Source organism: Actinophytocola gossypii, from assembly GCF_025165815.1.
Lineage (GTDB): Bacteria > Actinomycetota > Actinomycetes > Mycobacteriales > Pseudonocardiaceae > Actinophytocola > Actinophytocola gossypii.
Genome location: NZ_JAFFZE010000014.1, coordinates 47,495 through 61,169, shown reverse-complemented (window position 1 = coordinate 61,169; position 13,675 = coordinate 47,495). Strand labels below are relative to the sequence as shown.

The window sequence follows — 13,675 nt, the reverse complement described above, 5'->3', positions numbered from 1 at the left end:
CCTTCCGGTAGCGTGGAAACCGGGGGCCGGAGGCCAAACCCGCCGCGATCTGCCCCACCGCCACCTCCCGGCTACCGTTCGAACCGTGATCAACCGCATCCGCCGCTCGTACTGGCGTGTCGGCCGGGTCGACGCCGAGCTCGTGCGCCGTAGCGGCGAGCTGCCGCCCACCCCCTTCGACACCCTCTGCCGCCGCGCCGGCCGGGCCGCCGACCACAGCCGACTCTGGTTCGCCGTCGCCGCCGTGCTCGTCGCGCGCAGGGGCGCCACCCGCCGCGCCGGACTACGCGGGATCGCCGCCATCGCCGGCGCCAGCATGTCCGCGAGCCTGGTCGGCAAGCACCTGTTCCCGCGTCGCCGCCCGGCCGCCGAACTCCTCCCGGTCCCACGCCGCAACACCCGCCGCCCCACCTCGTCCTCGTTCCCCTCCGGGCACGCGGCCTCGGCGTTCGCGTTCGCCTCCGCCGTCACCATGGAGCACCGGGCCGCCGGCGCGCTCGTGTTCCCGGTCGCCGCGCTCGTCGGCTACTCCCGCGTGCACACCGGCGTCCACTGGCCGAGCGACGTCGCCGCCGGGGCCGCCATCGGCGTCGGTGCCGCCTGCGCCACCCGGCACTGGTGGCCGCACGGCACCGGGCTCCCCAAGCGCGGCGAACCCCCGGTCGACGCCCCCGACGTCGGAGCGGGCGACGGCCTCCTCGTGCTCGTCAACCCCGCCTCCGGCACCGACGGCGTCGACCCGACCGCCGAGATCCTCGCCTTCTGGCCCAAGGCCGAACTGGTCCGCGTCGAACCCGGCACCGACCCCCGCACCGAACTCACCGAACGGCTCACCGCCGGCGGCGTCCGGGCACTCGGCGCGGCTGGCGGCGACGGCACCGTCACCCGCGTCGCCGATCTCGCCGTCCGGTTCGGGCTCCCGCTCGTCGTCATCCCGGCCGGCACCCTCGACCACTTCGCCCGCGACCTCGGCGACACCGGCATGTACGACACCGCCGACGCCACCCAGGTCGGCGCCGCCATCCGCGTCGACATCGCCGACGTGACCGTCGAGGGCCGCCGGGGCACCGACCGGATCCGGTTCGTCAACACCGCCAGCCTCGGCGGCTACCCGGAAATGGTGCGGCTGCGCGAAAAGCTCGAGGTCCGGTGGCCGAAGTGGCTGGCCGCCGCCCTCGCCATGTCCCGCGCGCTCCGCCGCGCCCAACCGCTGCCGATCCTGCTCGACGGCCGCCGCGAGCTCGTCTGGATGCTGTTCGTCGGCAACGGTTCCTACGAGCCGAAGGGCTTCGGCGCCGCCCGCCGCGCCAGCCTCGCCTCCGGCACGCTCGACGTCCGCTACCTACGCGCCGACCTGCCGTACTCCCGAGTCCGCTTCGTGCTCGCCGCCCTCACCGGCACCCTCCAGACCAGCCACGTCTACCGCCACTTCGAGGCCCCCACGACCGAGATCCGCCTGCTCGCCGGTGAACGCCGCATCGCCACCGACGGCGAGGTCGGCCCGCTTGGCCGCCGCTTCGCCTTCGCCGTCCACCCCGGCGCCCTGACCGCCTACCGCCACCCGAAGACCTAGCCCAACACCGCCCGCAACCGCCGCGCGCGCTCGTCCGGGTGCTGGCGTGGGCAGCTCACGCACTTCCCCTCGCCGGGCGCCTGGTAGATCAGGCAGCACGACGCCCGCCGCACCGCCAACCTGCCGCCCACCCGCACGTACCTCGGCACCGGCAACGGCGCCCCCACCGACGCCGCCAGATCCTCGGCCTCCTCCGGCGACCCGCCCGCCCACAACACCTGGTTCGCCAACGAGTCCGTCGCGACCGCCCACAGCGCGGGCTCCGGCGCCCCGCTCGCCGCCGACACCGCCGACACCGCCTCCGCCAACGCCACCCGCAACGCCGGCCCGCGCTCCGACACCCGCTCGGGGGAGCGGGCGTCCAGCACCCGACCGTCCGGATGCAGGAACAGCACCACCGACTCCAGCGCCGGGTCGAACCCCGCCACCGCCGGCCCAAGCAGCACCGAACTCGCCGAGTACCACCACAGCACCCCCACCGACGCCGGCCGGTCCAACCGGAACCGCGCCGCCGTCGCCGCCAACTGCGCGTCGAGCCAGCCCGGGTCGCGGATCGACGACGCGGGCACCGGAATCAGTTGAGTGGCGATCCCGCGAGCCTAGTAGCGGAAACGCGCTCGTAACACGATCGGAGGCACAGTTCACGGCCGCGAAACGCGCGGCGCGATTCCGCGAAACCTGCCTTCCCGATGCTCCTTCGAACGGTCGGACATGAGGAGGAAGCGTGGAAGGGAATACGGCCTGGGTGCTCACCAGTGCCGCCCTGGTGCTGTTGATGACACCGGGTCTGGCGTTCTTCTACGGCGGCATGGTGCGCGGCAAGAGCGTGCTCAACATGCTGATGATGTGTTTCGGCGCGATGGCCGTCGTCGGCGTGCTGTGGGTGGTGTTCGGCTACTCGATGGCATTCGGTGACGACCTCGGCGGCGGGCTGCTCGGCGACGTCACCCAGTACTTCGGCCTCAGCGGCCTGCTCGGCGGCGACGCCCTGACCGGCACCGCGTTCGTGGCGTTCCAGGGCATGTTCGCGATCATCACGGTCGCGCTCATCGCCGGCGCCATCGCCGACCGCGCCCGGTTCGGTGCCTGGATGGTGTTCGTCGTGCTGTGGGCGACGCTCGTGTACTTCCCGGTCGCGCACTGGGTGTTCGACTTCAGCACCGACGACGGTCACGTCGGCGGCTGGATCGCCAACAACCTCGTCGCGCTCGACTTCGCCGGCGGCACCGCGGTGCACATCAACGCCGGCGCCGCCGCGCTCGCCCTCGCGTTCGTGCTCGGCAGGCGCCGCGGCTGGCCCAAGGAGCCGATGAAGCCGCACAACCTGCCGTTCGTCATGCTCGGCGCCGGCCTGCTCTGGTTCGGCTGGTTCGGCTTCAACGCCGGCTCCGCGCTGTCGGCCGGCAACCTCGCCGGGGTCGCGTTCGTCAACACCCTCACCGCGACCTGCGCGGCCATCATCGGCTGGCTGGTCGTCGAGCGGCTCCGGGACGGGCACGCCACCAGCCTCGGCGCCGCCTCCGGCGTGGTCGCCGGTCTGGTCGCGATCACCCCGGCCTGCGCCTTCGTCGACACCTGGGGCGCACTCGCCATCGGCGTCCTGGCCGGCGCGGCCTGTGCGCTCGCGGTCGGCCTCAAGTACAAGTTCGGCTACGACGACTCGCTCGACGTGGTCGGCGTGCACCTGGTCGGCGGCCTGATCGGCACCCTGCTGATCGGGTTCTTCGGCACGGTCGGCGTCAACGACGGCGGCGTGGACGGCCTGTTCTACGGCGGCGGCCTCACCCAGCTCGGCAAGCAGGCGGTCGGCGCGTTCGCCGTGCTGGCCTACTCCCTGGTCGCCACGCTCATCATCGGCTTCCTGATCAAGGTCACCATGGGTTTCCGGGTCGACGAGGAGGCCGAGATCAACGGCATCGACGAGGCCGAGCACGCGGAGAGCGCCTACGAGCTGTCCGGCCTGCGCGGCGGCGGTTCGTCCATCGGCAGGGCCGCGGACACCCTCGCGGGCAAGGTCCCGGCAGCGAGCAAGGAGGGCGTCACCCCATGAAGCTGGTCACCGCGATCATCAAGCCGTTCACGCTCGACGACGTGAAGGCGGCGCTGGAGCAGGTCGGTGTGCTGGGCATGACGGTCAGCGAGGTCCAGGGCTACGGCCGGCAGAAGGGCCACACCGAGGTCTACCGGGGCGCGGAGTACTCGGTCGACTTCGTGCCGAAGGTGCGGGTCGAGGTCCTGGTCGACGACACGCTGGGGGACAAGGTGGTGGAGGCCGTGGTCGAGGCCGCGCGCACCGGCAAGATCGGCGACGGCAAGGTCTGGGTCACCCCGGTGGACACCGTGGTCAGGGTGCGCACCGGGGAGCGCGGCGGCGACGCGCTCTGACCGGTGTCCGTCGCCCCCACCGCGGCGGACCTGGTGCTGGCCCGCGACCGCCTGCTCGGCGGCCGCGGGCCGCACCGGCTCTCCGCCGACGCGCTGCGCGAGGCGCTCGCCGACCTGCACGAGTTCTGGCTGACCGTGCACGCCGCACACGCCGGGATCGGCACGGGCGTCGCGCTGGTCGCGCTGGGCGGCCTCGGCCGGCGCGAGCTCGTCCCGTACGCCGACCTCGACCTCGTGCTCGTGCACACCGGCGGCACCGCGATCGCCGCGACCGCCGAGCGGCTCTGGTACCCGCTGTGGAACGCCGGCGTCGGCCTGGACCACTCGGTGCGCACGGTCGCCGAGGCCGTCACGGTCGCCGGCCGCGACCCGCGCACCGCGCTCGGCCTGCTCGACGCCCGGCACCTCGCCGGTGACGCCGCGCTCAGCCGCCACCTCGCCGACCGGGCCCGCGAGACCTGGCGGACCGGCGCGCGCGCCCGCCTCGACGACCTCGCCGCCTCCGCCCGTGACCGCTGGCGGCGCGCCGGCGAGGTGGCGCACTGGGTCGAGCCGGACCTCAAGCACGGCCGAGGCGGGCTGCGCGACCTGGCGATCCTCGACGCGCTGGCCGCGGCCCAGCTCGTCGACCGCCCGGCGGGCGAGGTCGCACACGCCCGCCGGCTCCTGCTCGACACCCGCACCGAGTTGCGCCGCCTCGCCGGCCGGCCGCGCGACGTGCTGATGCCCCAGGACGGCGACGAGGTCGCCTCGGTCCTCGGCATCGGCGACCGCTTCACCCTCGCCAGGGCACTGTCCGGAGCCGGTCGCGCGGTCGCCTACGCCCTCGACACCGCGTTCCGCGCCGCCCAGCCCCGCCGCACCGTGCTCGGCGTCCTGCGCCGCGCCCCCGCTCGCCGCCCGCTCGCCGACGGGGTCGTCCTGCACGCCGACGAGGTCACCCTCGCCCGCGACGCCGATCCGGCCCGCGACCCCGGCCTGCTGCTGCGCGTCGCCGCCGCGGCCGCCCGCACCGGCCAGCCGATCGCCCCCGGCACACTCGCCCGGCTCGGTGAGTCCGCACCCGAACTCCGCGGCCCGTGGCCCGAACCGGTCCGCCGGGAGCTGGTGTCGCTGCTCGGCGCGGGCGACGGCCTGGTCGACGTGGTCGAGGCGCTGGACCGCACCGGCCTGTGGGCGCGCCTGTTCCCCGAATGGGGCGCCGTGCGGGACCTGCCACCCCGCGACCACGCGCACGCCTGGACCGTCGACCGGCACCTCGTCCGGGCCACCACGCACGCCACCCGGCTGGTCACCCGCGTGTCCCGGCCCGACCTGCTGCTCGTCGGCACCCTGCTGCACGACCTCGGCAAGGGCCGTGGCTCCGAGCACTCGGCCGACCACTCGGTCGTCGGCGCCGCACTCGCCACCCAGGTCGGCGAACGCCTCGGGCTGACCGACGGCGACGTGACCACGCTGTCCGCGATGGTCCGCCACCACCTGCTGCTCCCGCACACCGCGACCCGCCGCAACATCGAGGACGAGGCCACCGTCCGCCGCGTCGTCGACACCCTCGACGGCGACCCGGTCCTGCTGGAGCTGCTGGCCGCGCTGACCGAGGCCGACTCGCTCGCCACCGGCCCCGGCGTGTGGACCGACTGGAAGGCCGCCCTGGTCGCCGACCTCGTCGCCCGCTGCCGGGCCGCGATGGCCGGCGAACGTCCCGCCGAACCGACCCCGCTGGACACCGCCGCCCGCGCGCTCGCCGGGTCCGTGGCCGCGTCCGGCCGACCCGACGTGCTGGTCGACACCCGCACCATCATCATGGCCGCTCCCGACCACCCCGGCCTGCTGTCCCGCGCCGCCGGCGTGCTCGCCCTGCACTCGCTCACCGTGCACGCCGCCGACCTGCGCGCGCATGCCGGCGTCGCGGTCGACACGTTCGCCGTGTCCCCCCGGTTCGGTTCGCTGCCCGACCCCGCCCTGCTCCGCGAGCAGTTCGCCCGCGCGGTGTCCGGGTCGCTCCCGCTCGCCGAGCGGCTCGCCGCCAAGGAACGCGACTACGCCGACCGGCTCCCCGACCCCCCGGAGCCGAAGGTGCTGTGGTTCGACGGCGAAGCAGGCGGCGGGGTCGTGCTCGAACTGCGCGCGGCCGACCGGCTCGGCCTGCTGCACGACGTCGCCCAGGCCCTGGAGCGGTGCGGCGTCGACGTCGTCTGGGCGCGGGCCATACAGGTCGGCGGCACCTCGATCGCCTCCTTCTGCTTCGCCGCCGCGCCCGAGGACCGGCGGCGGGAGATCGAGGCGGCGGTGCTGGCCGCCGTCTGAGTAGTTGTCCCTAGTTCGACCGGGGGCGATCACGCTCCTGGGCTTTCGTCCGGTTCGCGATGCTGGAACCCGCACAACGGGGAGGGTGTGCGGACTCGGGACTGGGCTCGTCGAGGGGTCGAGCCCGTCCCGACGTCCATACCCGGGGAGCGGCTACCCTCGACGTCGTGTTCGACACTCTTTCCGACCGGCTCACCTCGGTCCTGCAGAACCTGCGCGGCCGGGGCCGGCTGTCCGACGCCGACATCGACGCCACCGCGCGCGAGATCAGGATCGCGCTGCTGGAGGCCGACGTCGCCCTGCCCGTGGTGCGGACGTTCATCGCGAACGTCAAGGAACGCGCCAAGGGAGCCGAGGTCTCCGGGGCGCTCAACCCGGCGCAGCAGGTCGTCAAGATCGTCAACGAGGAGCTCGTCGGCATCCTCGGCGGCGAGACCAGGCGGCTGAGCCTGGCCAAGACGCCGCCGACCGTGATCATGCTCGCCGGCCTGCAGGGTTCCGGTAAGACCACGCTCGCCGGCAAGCTCGCCAAGCACCTGGTCGGCCAGGGCCACACGCCACTGCTCGTCGCCTGCGACCTCCAGCGGCCCAACGCGGTCACCCAGCTGCAGGTCGTCGGCGAGCGCGCCGGCGTGCCGACGTTCGCGCCCGAACCGGGCAACGGCGTCGGCGACCCGGTCGACGTGGCGCGCCGGTCGATCGAGGAGGCCAAGCGCGCCCAGCACGACATCGTCATCGTCGACACCGCCGGCCGGCTGGGCGTGGACGAGGAGATGATGCGCCAGGCCGCCGACATCCGCGAGGTCGTGCAGCCCGACGAGGTGCTGTTCGTGGTCGACGCGATGATCGGCCAGGACGCGGTCAGCACGGCCGAGGCGTTCCGCGATGGCGTCGGCTTCACCGGCGTGGTCCTCACCAAGCTCGACGGCGACGCCCGGGGTGGCGCCGCGCTGTCGGTCCGCGAGGTCACCGGTCAGCCGATCATGTTCGCGTCGAACGGCGAGAAGCTCGAGGACTTCGACACCTTCCACCCCGACCGGATGGCCTCGCGCATCCTCGGCATGGGCGACGTGCTCACCCTGATCGAGCAGGCCGAGCAGGCGTTTGACCAGGAGCAGGCCGAGGCCGCCGCGGCGAAGATCGGCACCGGCGAGCTGACCCTGGAGGACTTCCTGGAGCAGATGCTCGCGGTCCGCAAGATGGGCCCGATCGCGAACCTGCTCGGCATGCTGCCCGGCGCCGGCCAGATGAAGGACCAGCTCGCCCAGGTCGACGACAAGCACCTCGACCGGCTGCAGGCGATCATCCGCGGCATGACCCCCGCGGAGCGGGACAACCCCAAGATCATCAACGCCTCCCGCCGGCAACGCATCGCCAAGGGCTCCGGCGTCGCGATCCGCGAGGTCAACGACCTGGTGAACCGGTTCTACGAGGCCCGCAAGATGATGCAGCAGATGGCCGGCCGGTTCGGCCTGCCCGGCGGCAACCGGGGCAGCAAGTCCCGCAAGGGCAAGAAGGGGAAGAAGGGCAAGGGGCGCGGCCCGACGCCGCCCAAGGTGCGCGGCGGCCTGCCCGGCATGATGCCGCCCGGCGGCGCGATGCCCGACCTGTCGAAGATGCCGCCCGGCCTCAACCAGCTGCCGCCGGGACTCGCCGGCCTCGACCAGCTCCCGCCGGGCTTCGACCCCAAGAACATCAAGCTGCCGAAGGACGGCAAGGGCAAGGGCAAGTGACCGCTCTCCACCTGCGCGGCGTCGTGCTCCCCGAGGAGGAGGAGCGCGACCTCTGGATCGTCAACGGCCGGATCCGCACCGAGCCGGTGCCGGGCGCGCGGACCGTGGTCGACGGCGGCTACCTGCTGCCCGGCCTGGTGGACGCCCACTGCCACGTCGGCATCGCCGAGGACCTGGCGGAGGCGGCGACCCAGGCGGTCACCGACCGCGACGCGGGCGCCCTGCTGATCCGCGACTGCGGCTCACCGATCGACACCAGCCCCCTGCAGGAACGCCTCGACCTGCCCAGGCTGATCCGCGCCGGCCGGCACATCGCCCGCCCCAAGCGCTACATCCGGGGGATGGCCGAGGAACTCGACGACCCGTCGCTGCTGCCCGACGTCGTCGCCGAGCAGGCCGCCAACGGCGACGGCTGGGTGAAGCTCGTCGGCGACTACATCGACCGCGAGGTCGGCGACCTCGCGCCGCTCTGGCCGGACGACATCCTCGCCGAGGCCATCCGCGTCGCCCACGCCGCCGGCGCGCGGGTGACCGCCCACGTCTTCGGCTCCGACGCGCTGCTGCCCCTGATCGAGGCCGGCATCGACTGCATCGAGCACGGCACCGGCCTCACCGACGACACCGTCGCCGCCATGGTCGACCACGGCACCGCCCTGGTCCCGACCCTGATCAACATCGAGACGTTCCCCGGCATCGCCGCCGGCGCGAGCAAGTACCCGCGCTACGCCGGCCACATGCTCGACCTCTACGGCCGCGTCCGCCGCACCGTCGGCACCGCCATCGAGGCCGGTATCCCCGTCTACGCCGGCACCGACGCCGGGGGCGGCATCGCCCACGGCCGCATCGTCGACGAGATCGTCGCCCTGCACGAGACCGGCATGACCCGCGAACAGGCCATCGCCGCCGCGTCCTGGAACGCCCGCTCGTGGCTCGGCTGGTCCGGCATCCAGGACTCCTCCGCCGCCGACATCGTCGCCTACGCCACCGACCCCCGCGAGAACCTGGACACGCTCCGCACCCCCACGCACCTGATCCTCCGCGGCCGCCTGCTCCCACGCTGAACCCGCGAGTCGTACGTTCCCGTCCCGCGAGTCGTACGTTCCCGTCCGGCGAGTCGTACGTTCCCGTCCTGCTTCATCCCCGAAAGCCCCAGCTTGTCCGGTTGCGCGCGGCCGAACGGACTACTCTCGAACAAGTGACGACCGAACGGGAAGCGACGGAGGCCGCGGCGACGGACCGCACCGACCCGCCGACCCGGACACACCGCTGGGGGTTCGGCGCCTTCCTCGTCGTCTACGCCGTCTTCGTTCTCTCCGCGGTCGTCATCGGCGCCCTCGTCGGCGTCGTCGCCCCGGACGCCCCCACCTCCAGCACCGTCGTCCTGCTCGGCACCATGGTGCCCACCGTCCTCGCCGCGGTCACCGCGGTGCTGGTCACCAAGCTCCGCGGCAACGGGCCCAAGCTCGACCTGCGCTGGTCGTTCCACCGCGAGGACCTCCGCGCCGGGTTCAAGTTCGGCGCGATCGGCCTGGTCTGCACCACGGTCGGGGCCGTCGTGTGGACCAACGTCGTCGGCGACGAGAACGCGTCCTCCGCCGTCGGCCGCCTCGTCGAGAACGAGCGGATGCCCCTGGCCGCCGCGATCACCATGTTCCTGTTCGTCTGGCTGGTCGCGCCGGTCTGCGAGGAGGTCATCTACCGCGGCCTGCTCTGGGGCGCGCTCGAACGGCTCAAGTGGGGCCGGTGGGCGGTGTTCACCCTGACCACGGTCATCTTCGCGATCAGCCACCTCGAGCCGCTGCGTACCTCGCTGCTGCTCGTGATCGGCATTCCGATCGGTCTCGCGCGCCTGTTCACCGGCCGGCTCGGCGCGAGCATCGTCGCCCACCAGATCAACAACTTCCTGCCCGCGCTCGCGGCGCTGCTGGTCGCGGTCGGGGCCATGCCGGCCTGACCGGACCGGTCTGGCAGAATGTACGGCTGTCCGTCGTGGCCGGACCCTCTCACCGCGCCATGACGCCACCGAACTTCGGGCACCAGCGGTTCCGCAGTCCCCACGCGGGCAGCCGGCGCCCTGAACCATCACCAGTTGAGGAGCACCACCACCCGTGGCAGTCAAGATCAAGCTGCAGCGTCTCGGCAAGATCCGGGCGCCGTACTACCGCGTCATCGTCTCCGACGCCCGCACCCGCCGCAGCGGCAAGGCGATCGAGACGATCGGCCGGTACCACCCGAAGGACGAGCCGAGCCTGATCGAGGTCGACTCCGAGCGCACCCAGTACTGGCTGGGTGTCGGCGCGCAGCCCACCGAGTCGGTCCAGCGGATCCTGGAGATCACCGGCGACTGGCAGAAGTTCAAGGGCCTGCCGGGCAGCGAGGGCACGCTGAAGCACGCGGAGGCCAAGCCGACCAAGCAGGAGCTGTTCGAGGCCGCCCTCAAGGCCGCGGGCGAGGAGCCGACCACCGAGGCCACCACCCCGAAGAAGAAGGGTGGCGCGGCCAAGAAGAAGGCCGATGACAAGGCCGACGCGAAGACCGACGCGAAGGCCGACGAGAAGGCCGAGAAGCCGGCTGACGAGGGTGCCAAGGAAGAGTCGTGAGTTTCTTGGCTGATGCTCTCGAACACCTGGTACGTGGCATCGTCGACAACCCGGACGACGTGCGTGTCGAGCTGGTGACCACCCGCCGCGGCCGCACCCTCGAACTGCACGTCAACCCGGACGATCTCGGCAAGGTCATCGGCCGGGGCGGCCGCACCGCCACCTCGCTGCGCACCGTGATGGCCGGCATCGGCGGTCGCGGCATCCGAGTGGACGTCGTCGACACCGACCAGTAGATGACCGATCTGCTCCTGGTCGGCCGCGTTGCCAAGGCACACGGCATCGCCGGCGAGCTGGCCGTCGACATCCACACCGACGCGCCGGATGAACGTTTCGCCCCCGGGGCCGTGCTCTCCGCACGGCTCCGGGACCGTTCGCGCCGCGCGCTCACGGTTTCGTCGGTGCGCCACCACTCCGGCCGCCTGCTGGTCCGCTTCGACGAGGTTCCCGACCGCGACGCCGCCGAGACCCTCCGCGGCGCGCAACTGCTGGTCGACGCGGCCGAACTGCCGCCGTCCGACGACCCGGACGCCTTCTACGACCACGAGCTCGAGGGCCTGGTCGCCGTCCTCGCCGACGGCACCGAGGTCGGCCGGGTCGCCGAGATCGCCCGCGGGCCCGGCGGCGAACTGCTCGTCCTGCGCCGGGACGACGAAACCGAGGTGCTGGTGCCGTTCGTCCGCGCGATCGTTCCCGAGGTCGACGTCGCCGGCGGCCGCGTGGTCCTGGACCCGCCGGAAGGCCTGCTGTAAGTGCGCATCGACGTCGTGACGATCTTCCCCGAGTACCTGGACCCGTTGCGCCAGGCGCTCCTCGGCCGCGCGATCGAGCGCGGCCTGCTCTCCCTGGACGTCCACGACCTGCGCAAGTGGACCCACGACGTGCACAAGGCCGTCGACGACAGCCCCTACGGCGGCGGTCCCGGCATGGTGATGAAGCCCCAGGTCTGGGGCGAGGCCCTGGACGAGCTGTGCGCCACCGGCACCCCGCGGCTCGTCGTGCCAACCCCCGCCGGCCGCCCGTTCACCCAGGCCCTCGCCCGCGAGTACGCGGGGGAGGAGTGGCTGCTGTTCGCCTGCGGCCGCTACGAGGGCATCGACCAGCGTGTGCTCGACGACGCCGCCCGCCGGATGCCGGTCGACGAGGTCTCCGTCGGCGACTACGTGCTGGTCGGCGGCGAGGTCGCGGTGATGACGATGGTCGAGGCCGTCGCCCGCCTGCTGCCCGGCGTGCTCGGCAACCCCGCCTCCGCCGAACAGGACTCGTTCTCCGACGGCCTGCTCGAAGGCCCGAGCTACACCCGACCCGAGGTGTGGCGCGACCTCGCGGTCCCGGACGTGCTGCGCTCCGGCAACCACGGCGCGATCGCCCGCTGGCGGCGTGACCAGGCGCTGGAGCGCACGTTCCACCGCCGCCCCGACCTGTTGGACGCCCTGCCGGACGGGTCGCTGGACAAGCACGACCTCGCCACGCTGGAGCGACTGCGCGCCGACGGCTGATCCCCCCGCGCCCGTCGACTAATCGCGCGTGACATAATCGGTGGGTTGCTGCGACCGGGTGGCGTCTCGGGCGCGCTCGACGTTGACTTCCCTCAAGGTTGATCTGGACTCGTACCGAGCCTTGGGGACGCACGAACGACATGAGGACGGATACACCGATGAACACCCTGGATGCCCTGGACGCGAAGTCGCTGCGCTCCGACGTCCCGGCTTTCCGCCCGGGCGACACGCTGAAGGTCCACGTCCGCGTCATCGAGGGCTCCCGCGAGCGGACCCAGGTCTTCAAGGGCGCCGTCATCCGCCGGCAGGGCGGTGGCATCCGCGAGACCTTCACGGTGCGCAAGATCTCCTTCGGCGTCGGCGTGGAGCGCACCTTCCCGGTGCACTCCCCGAACATCGCGAAGATCGAGGTCGACCGCCGGGGTGACGTGCGCCGCGCGAAGCTGTACTACCTGCGCGAGCTGCGCGGCAAGGCCGCCAAGATCAAGGAGAAGCGCGAGACGGCGCCGACCTCCTGACCGGGAGCCACGGTTCGCGATCTCCCGTAGCCTGGTTTCGTGGTCACCCCTGTGCATGCTCAATCGCCTGAGGATGACCCGGACCGCACCGAGCAGATCCCGACGGTCGGCGGGAACGACCCCGCCGACCACTCCGATCGCCCGGCACCAGGGGAGTCGCCCGCCGACGAACCGGCCGACGCGCCAACCGACGACACCCGCCGGTCGAAACGCCGTGGCCGGCACCGCCGCCCCCCGAAGAAGCAGCCGCTGTGGCGTGAGCTGCTGACCCTGGTCGCGGTGGCGGTACTGCTCACCTTCCTGATCCAGCAGTTCATCGGTCGCGTCTACTCCATCCCGTCCGGCTCCATGGAGAAGACGCTGCACGGCTGCCCCGGCTGCACGGGCGACCGCGTCCTCGTCGACAAGCTCGTCTACACGTTCGGCGACCCGGAACCCGGCGACGTCGTCGTCTTCAAGGGCCCCGACGCGTGGACGGAGAACGACGTCGCCGAGCCCGAGTCCGACAACGTCGTGGTCGACGCCCTGCGCCAGATCGGCGCCCTGGTCGGCCTGGCGCCCCCGGACGAGCGCGACTTCGTCAAGCGGGTGATCGCGGTCGGCGGCCAGACCGTCCAGTGCTGCGACGACCAGTGGCGGGTCCTGGTCGACGGCCGGCCGCTCGACGAGCCGTACATCTATTGGCAGAACGGCGAACCGGACGCCCAGCAGCGGTTCGAGCCGGTCCTGGTCCCCGAGGGCACCCTGTGGGTGATGGGGGACAACCGCAGCGACTCGTGCGACTCCCGCTGCCAGGGTGGCGGCGGCATTCGGGGTGTGGTTCCGCTGGACAACGTGATCGGCAAGGCGCGGTACATCGTGCTGCCGCCGTCCCGCTGGCGCGGGGTCGGCGATCACAACCCGCAGGCCGGCATCCCGATGGCGATGGGCGCCCCGGCGTGGCAGGCCGGCCTGCCCGCGACCGTCGGTCTGGTGGCCGCGTGGCCGGCGTTGTGGCTGACTCGCCGCCTGCGCTGGGTGGTCCGCCCACCCCGCCGGTCCGACCCTTCCTCCTAGGTAC

At 72.8% G+C, this 13,675-nt stretch carries 14 protein-coding genes; 13 read left to right on the top strand and 1 reads right to left on the bottom strand.

The window, feature by feature from the left end:
* Positions 1–85: 85 nt before the first annotated feature.
* Entirely contained in the window at positions 86–1,573 is a 1,488-nt protein-coding gene (locus JT362_RS16710; protein WP_260192140.1) for a bifunctional phosphatase PAP2/diacylglycerol kinase family protein, read from the top strand.
* On the opposite strand, the gene JT362_RS16705 is transcribed toward JT362_RS16710, so the two are convergent.
* On the bottom strand, positions 1,570–2,142 hold the full coding sequence (locus JT362_RS16705) for a (2Fe-2S)-binding protein (RefSeq protein WP_260192139.1): 573 nt from the start codon (positions 2,140–2,142) through the stop codon (positions 1,570–1,572). The genes JT362_RS16710 and JT362_RS16705 overlap by 4 nt on opposite strands.
* Positions 2,143–2,297: 155 nt before the next feature.
* Here JT362_RS16705 and JT362_RS16700 point away from each other — a divergent pair, with 155 nt between their 5' ends.
* The 12 genes from JT362_RS16700 (at position 2,298) to lepB (ending at position 13,671) form a co-directional block, all read left to right on the top strand.
* A complete protein-coding gene (locus JT362_RS16700) occupies positions 2,298–3,623 on the top strand; it encodes an ammonium transporter (RefSeq protein ID WP_260192138.1) in 1,326 nt (441 codons plus the stop codon).
* Positions 3,620–3,958 carry a P-II family nitrogen regulator gene (locus JT362_RS16695; protein WP_260192137.1) on the top strand — a complete coding sequence of 113 codons (339 nt, stop codon included), beginning with the start codon at positions 3,620–3,622 and terminating at the stop codon, positions 3,956–3,958. The genes JT362_RS16700 and JT362_RS16695 overlap by 4 nt, the downstream gene beginning before the upstream one ends.
* Before the next feature lie 3 nt (positions 3,959–3,961).
* Complete coding sequence (locus JT362_RS16690; protein WP_260192136.1) at positions 3,962–6,265, top strand: [protein-PII] uridylyltransferase; 2,304 nt, start codon at positions 3,962–3,964, stop codon at positions 6,263–6,265.
* Positions 6,266–6,432: 167 nt separating this feature from the next.
* On the top strand, positions 6,433–7,998 hold the full coding sequence (gene ffh / locus JT362_RS16685; protein WP_260192135.1) for a signal recognition particle protein: 1,566 nt from the start codon (positions 6,433–6,435) through the stop codon (positions 7,996–7,998).
* Positions 7,995–9,059 (top strand): amidohydrolase family protein, encoded by a 1,065-nt coding sequence (locus JT362_RS16680; protein WP_260192134.1) that lies wholly within the window; start codon positions 7,995–7,997, stop codon positions 9,057–9,059. The genes ffh and JT362_RS16680 overlap by 4 nt, the downstream gene beginning before the upstream one ends.
* A 134-nt stretch (positions 9,060–9,193) precedes the next feature.
* Complete coding sequence (locus tag JT362_RS16675) at positions 9,194–9,952, top strand: CPBP family intramembrane glutamic endopeptidase (protein WP_260192133.1); 759 nt, start codon at positions 9,194–9,196, stop codon at positions 9,950–9,952.
* Between the two features lie 154 nt (positions 9,953–10,106).
* On the top strand, positions 10,107–10,598 hold the full coding sequence (rpsP, locus tag JT362_RS16670; RefSeq protein ID WP_260192132.1) for a 30S ribosomal protein S16: 492 nt from the start codon (positions 10,107–10,109) through the stop codon (positions 10,596–10,598).
* Positions 10,595–10,834, top strand: coding sequence for an RNA-binding protein (locus tag JT362_RS16665; RefSeq protein WP_260192131.1), 240 nt, complete (start codon positions 10,595–10,597; stop codon positions 10,832–10,834). The genes rpsP and JT362_RS16665 overlap by 4 nt, the downstream gene beginning before the upstream one ends.
* A complete protein-coding gene (gene rimM / locus JT362_RS16660; protein ID WP_260192130.1) occupies positions 10,835–11,350 on the top strand; it encodes a ribosome maturation factor RimM in 516 nt (171 codons plus the stop codon).
* On the top strand, positions 11,351–12,097 hold the full coding sequence (gene trmD, locus JT362_RS16655) for a tRNA (guanosine(37)-N1)-methyltransferase TrmD (protein ID WP_260192129.1): 747 nt from the start codon (positions 11,351–11,353) through the stop codon (positions 12,095–12,097).
* 158 nt (positions 12,098–12,255) lie between these two features.
* A complete protein-coding gene (gene rplS / locus JT362_RS16650; protein ID WP_260192128.1) occupies positions 12,256–12,615 on the top strand; it encodes a 50S ribosomal protein L19 in 360 nt (119 codons plus the stop codon).
* 51 nt (positions 12,616–12,666) lie between these two features.
* Positions 12,667–13,671 (top strand): signal peptidase I, encoded by a 1,005-nt coding sequence (gene lepB / locus JT362_RS16645; protein ID WP_260192127.1) that lies wholly within the window; start codon positions 12,667–12,669, stop codon positions 13,669–13,671.
* The last annotated feature ends 4 nt before the right edge of the window (positions 13,672–13,675 follow it).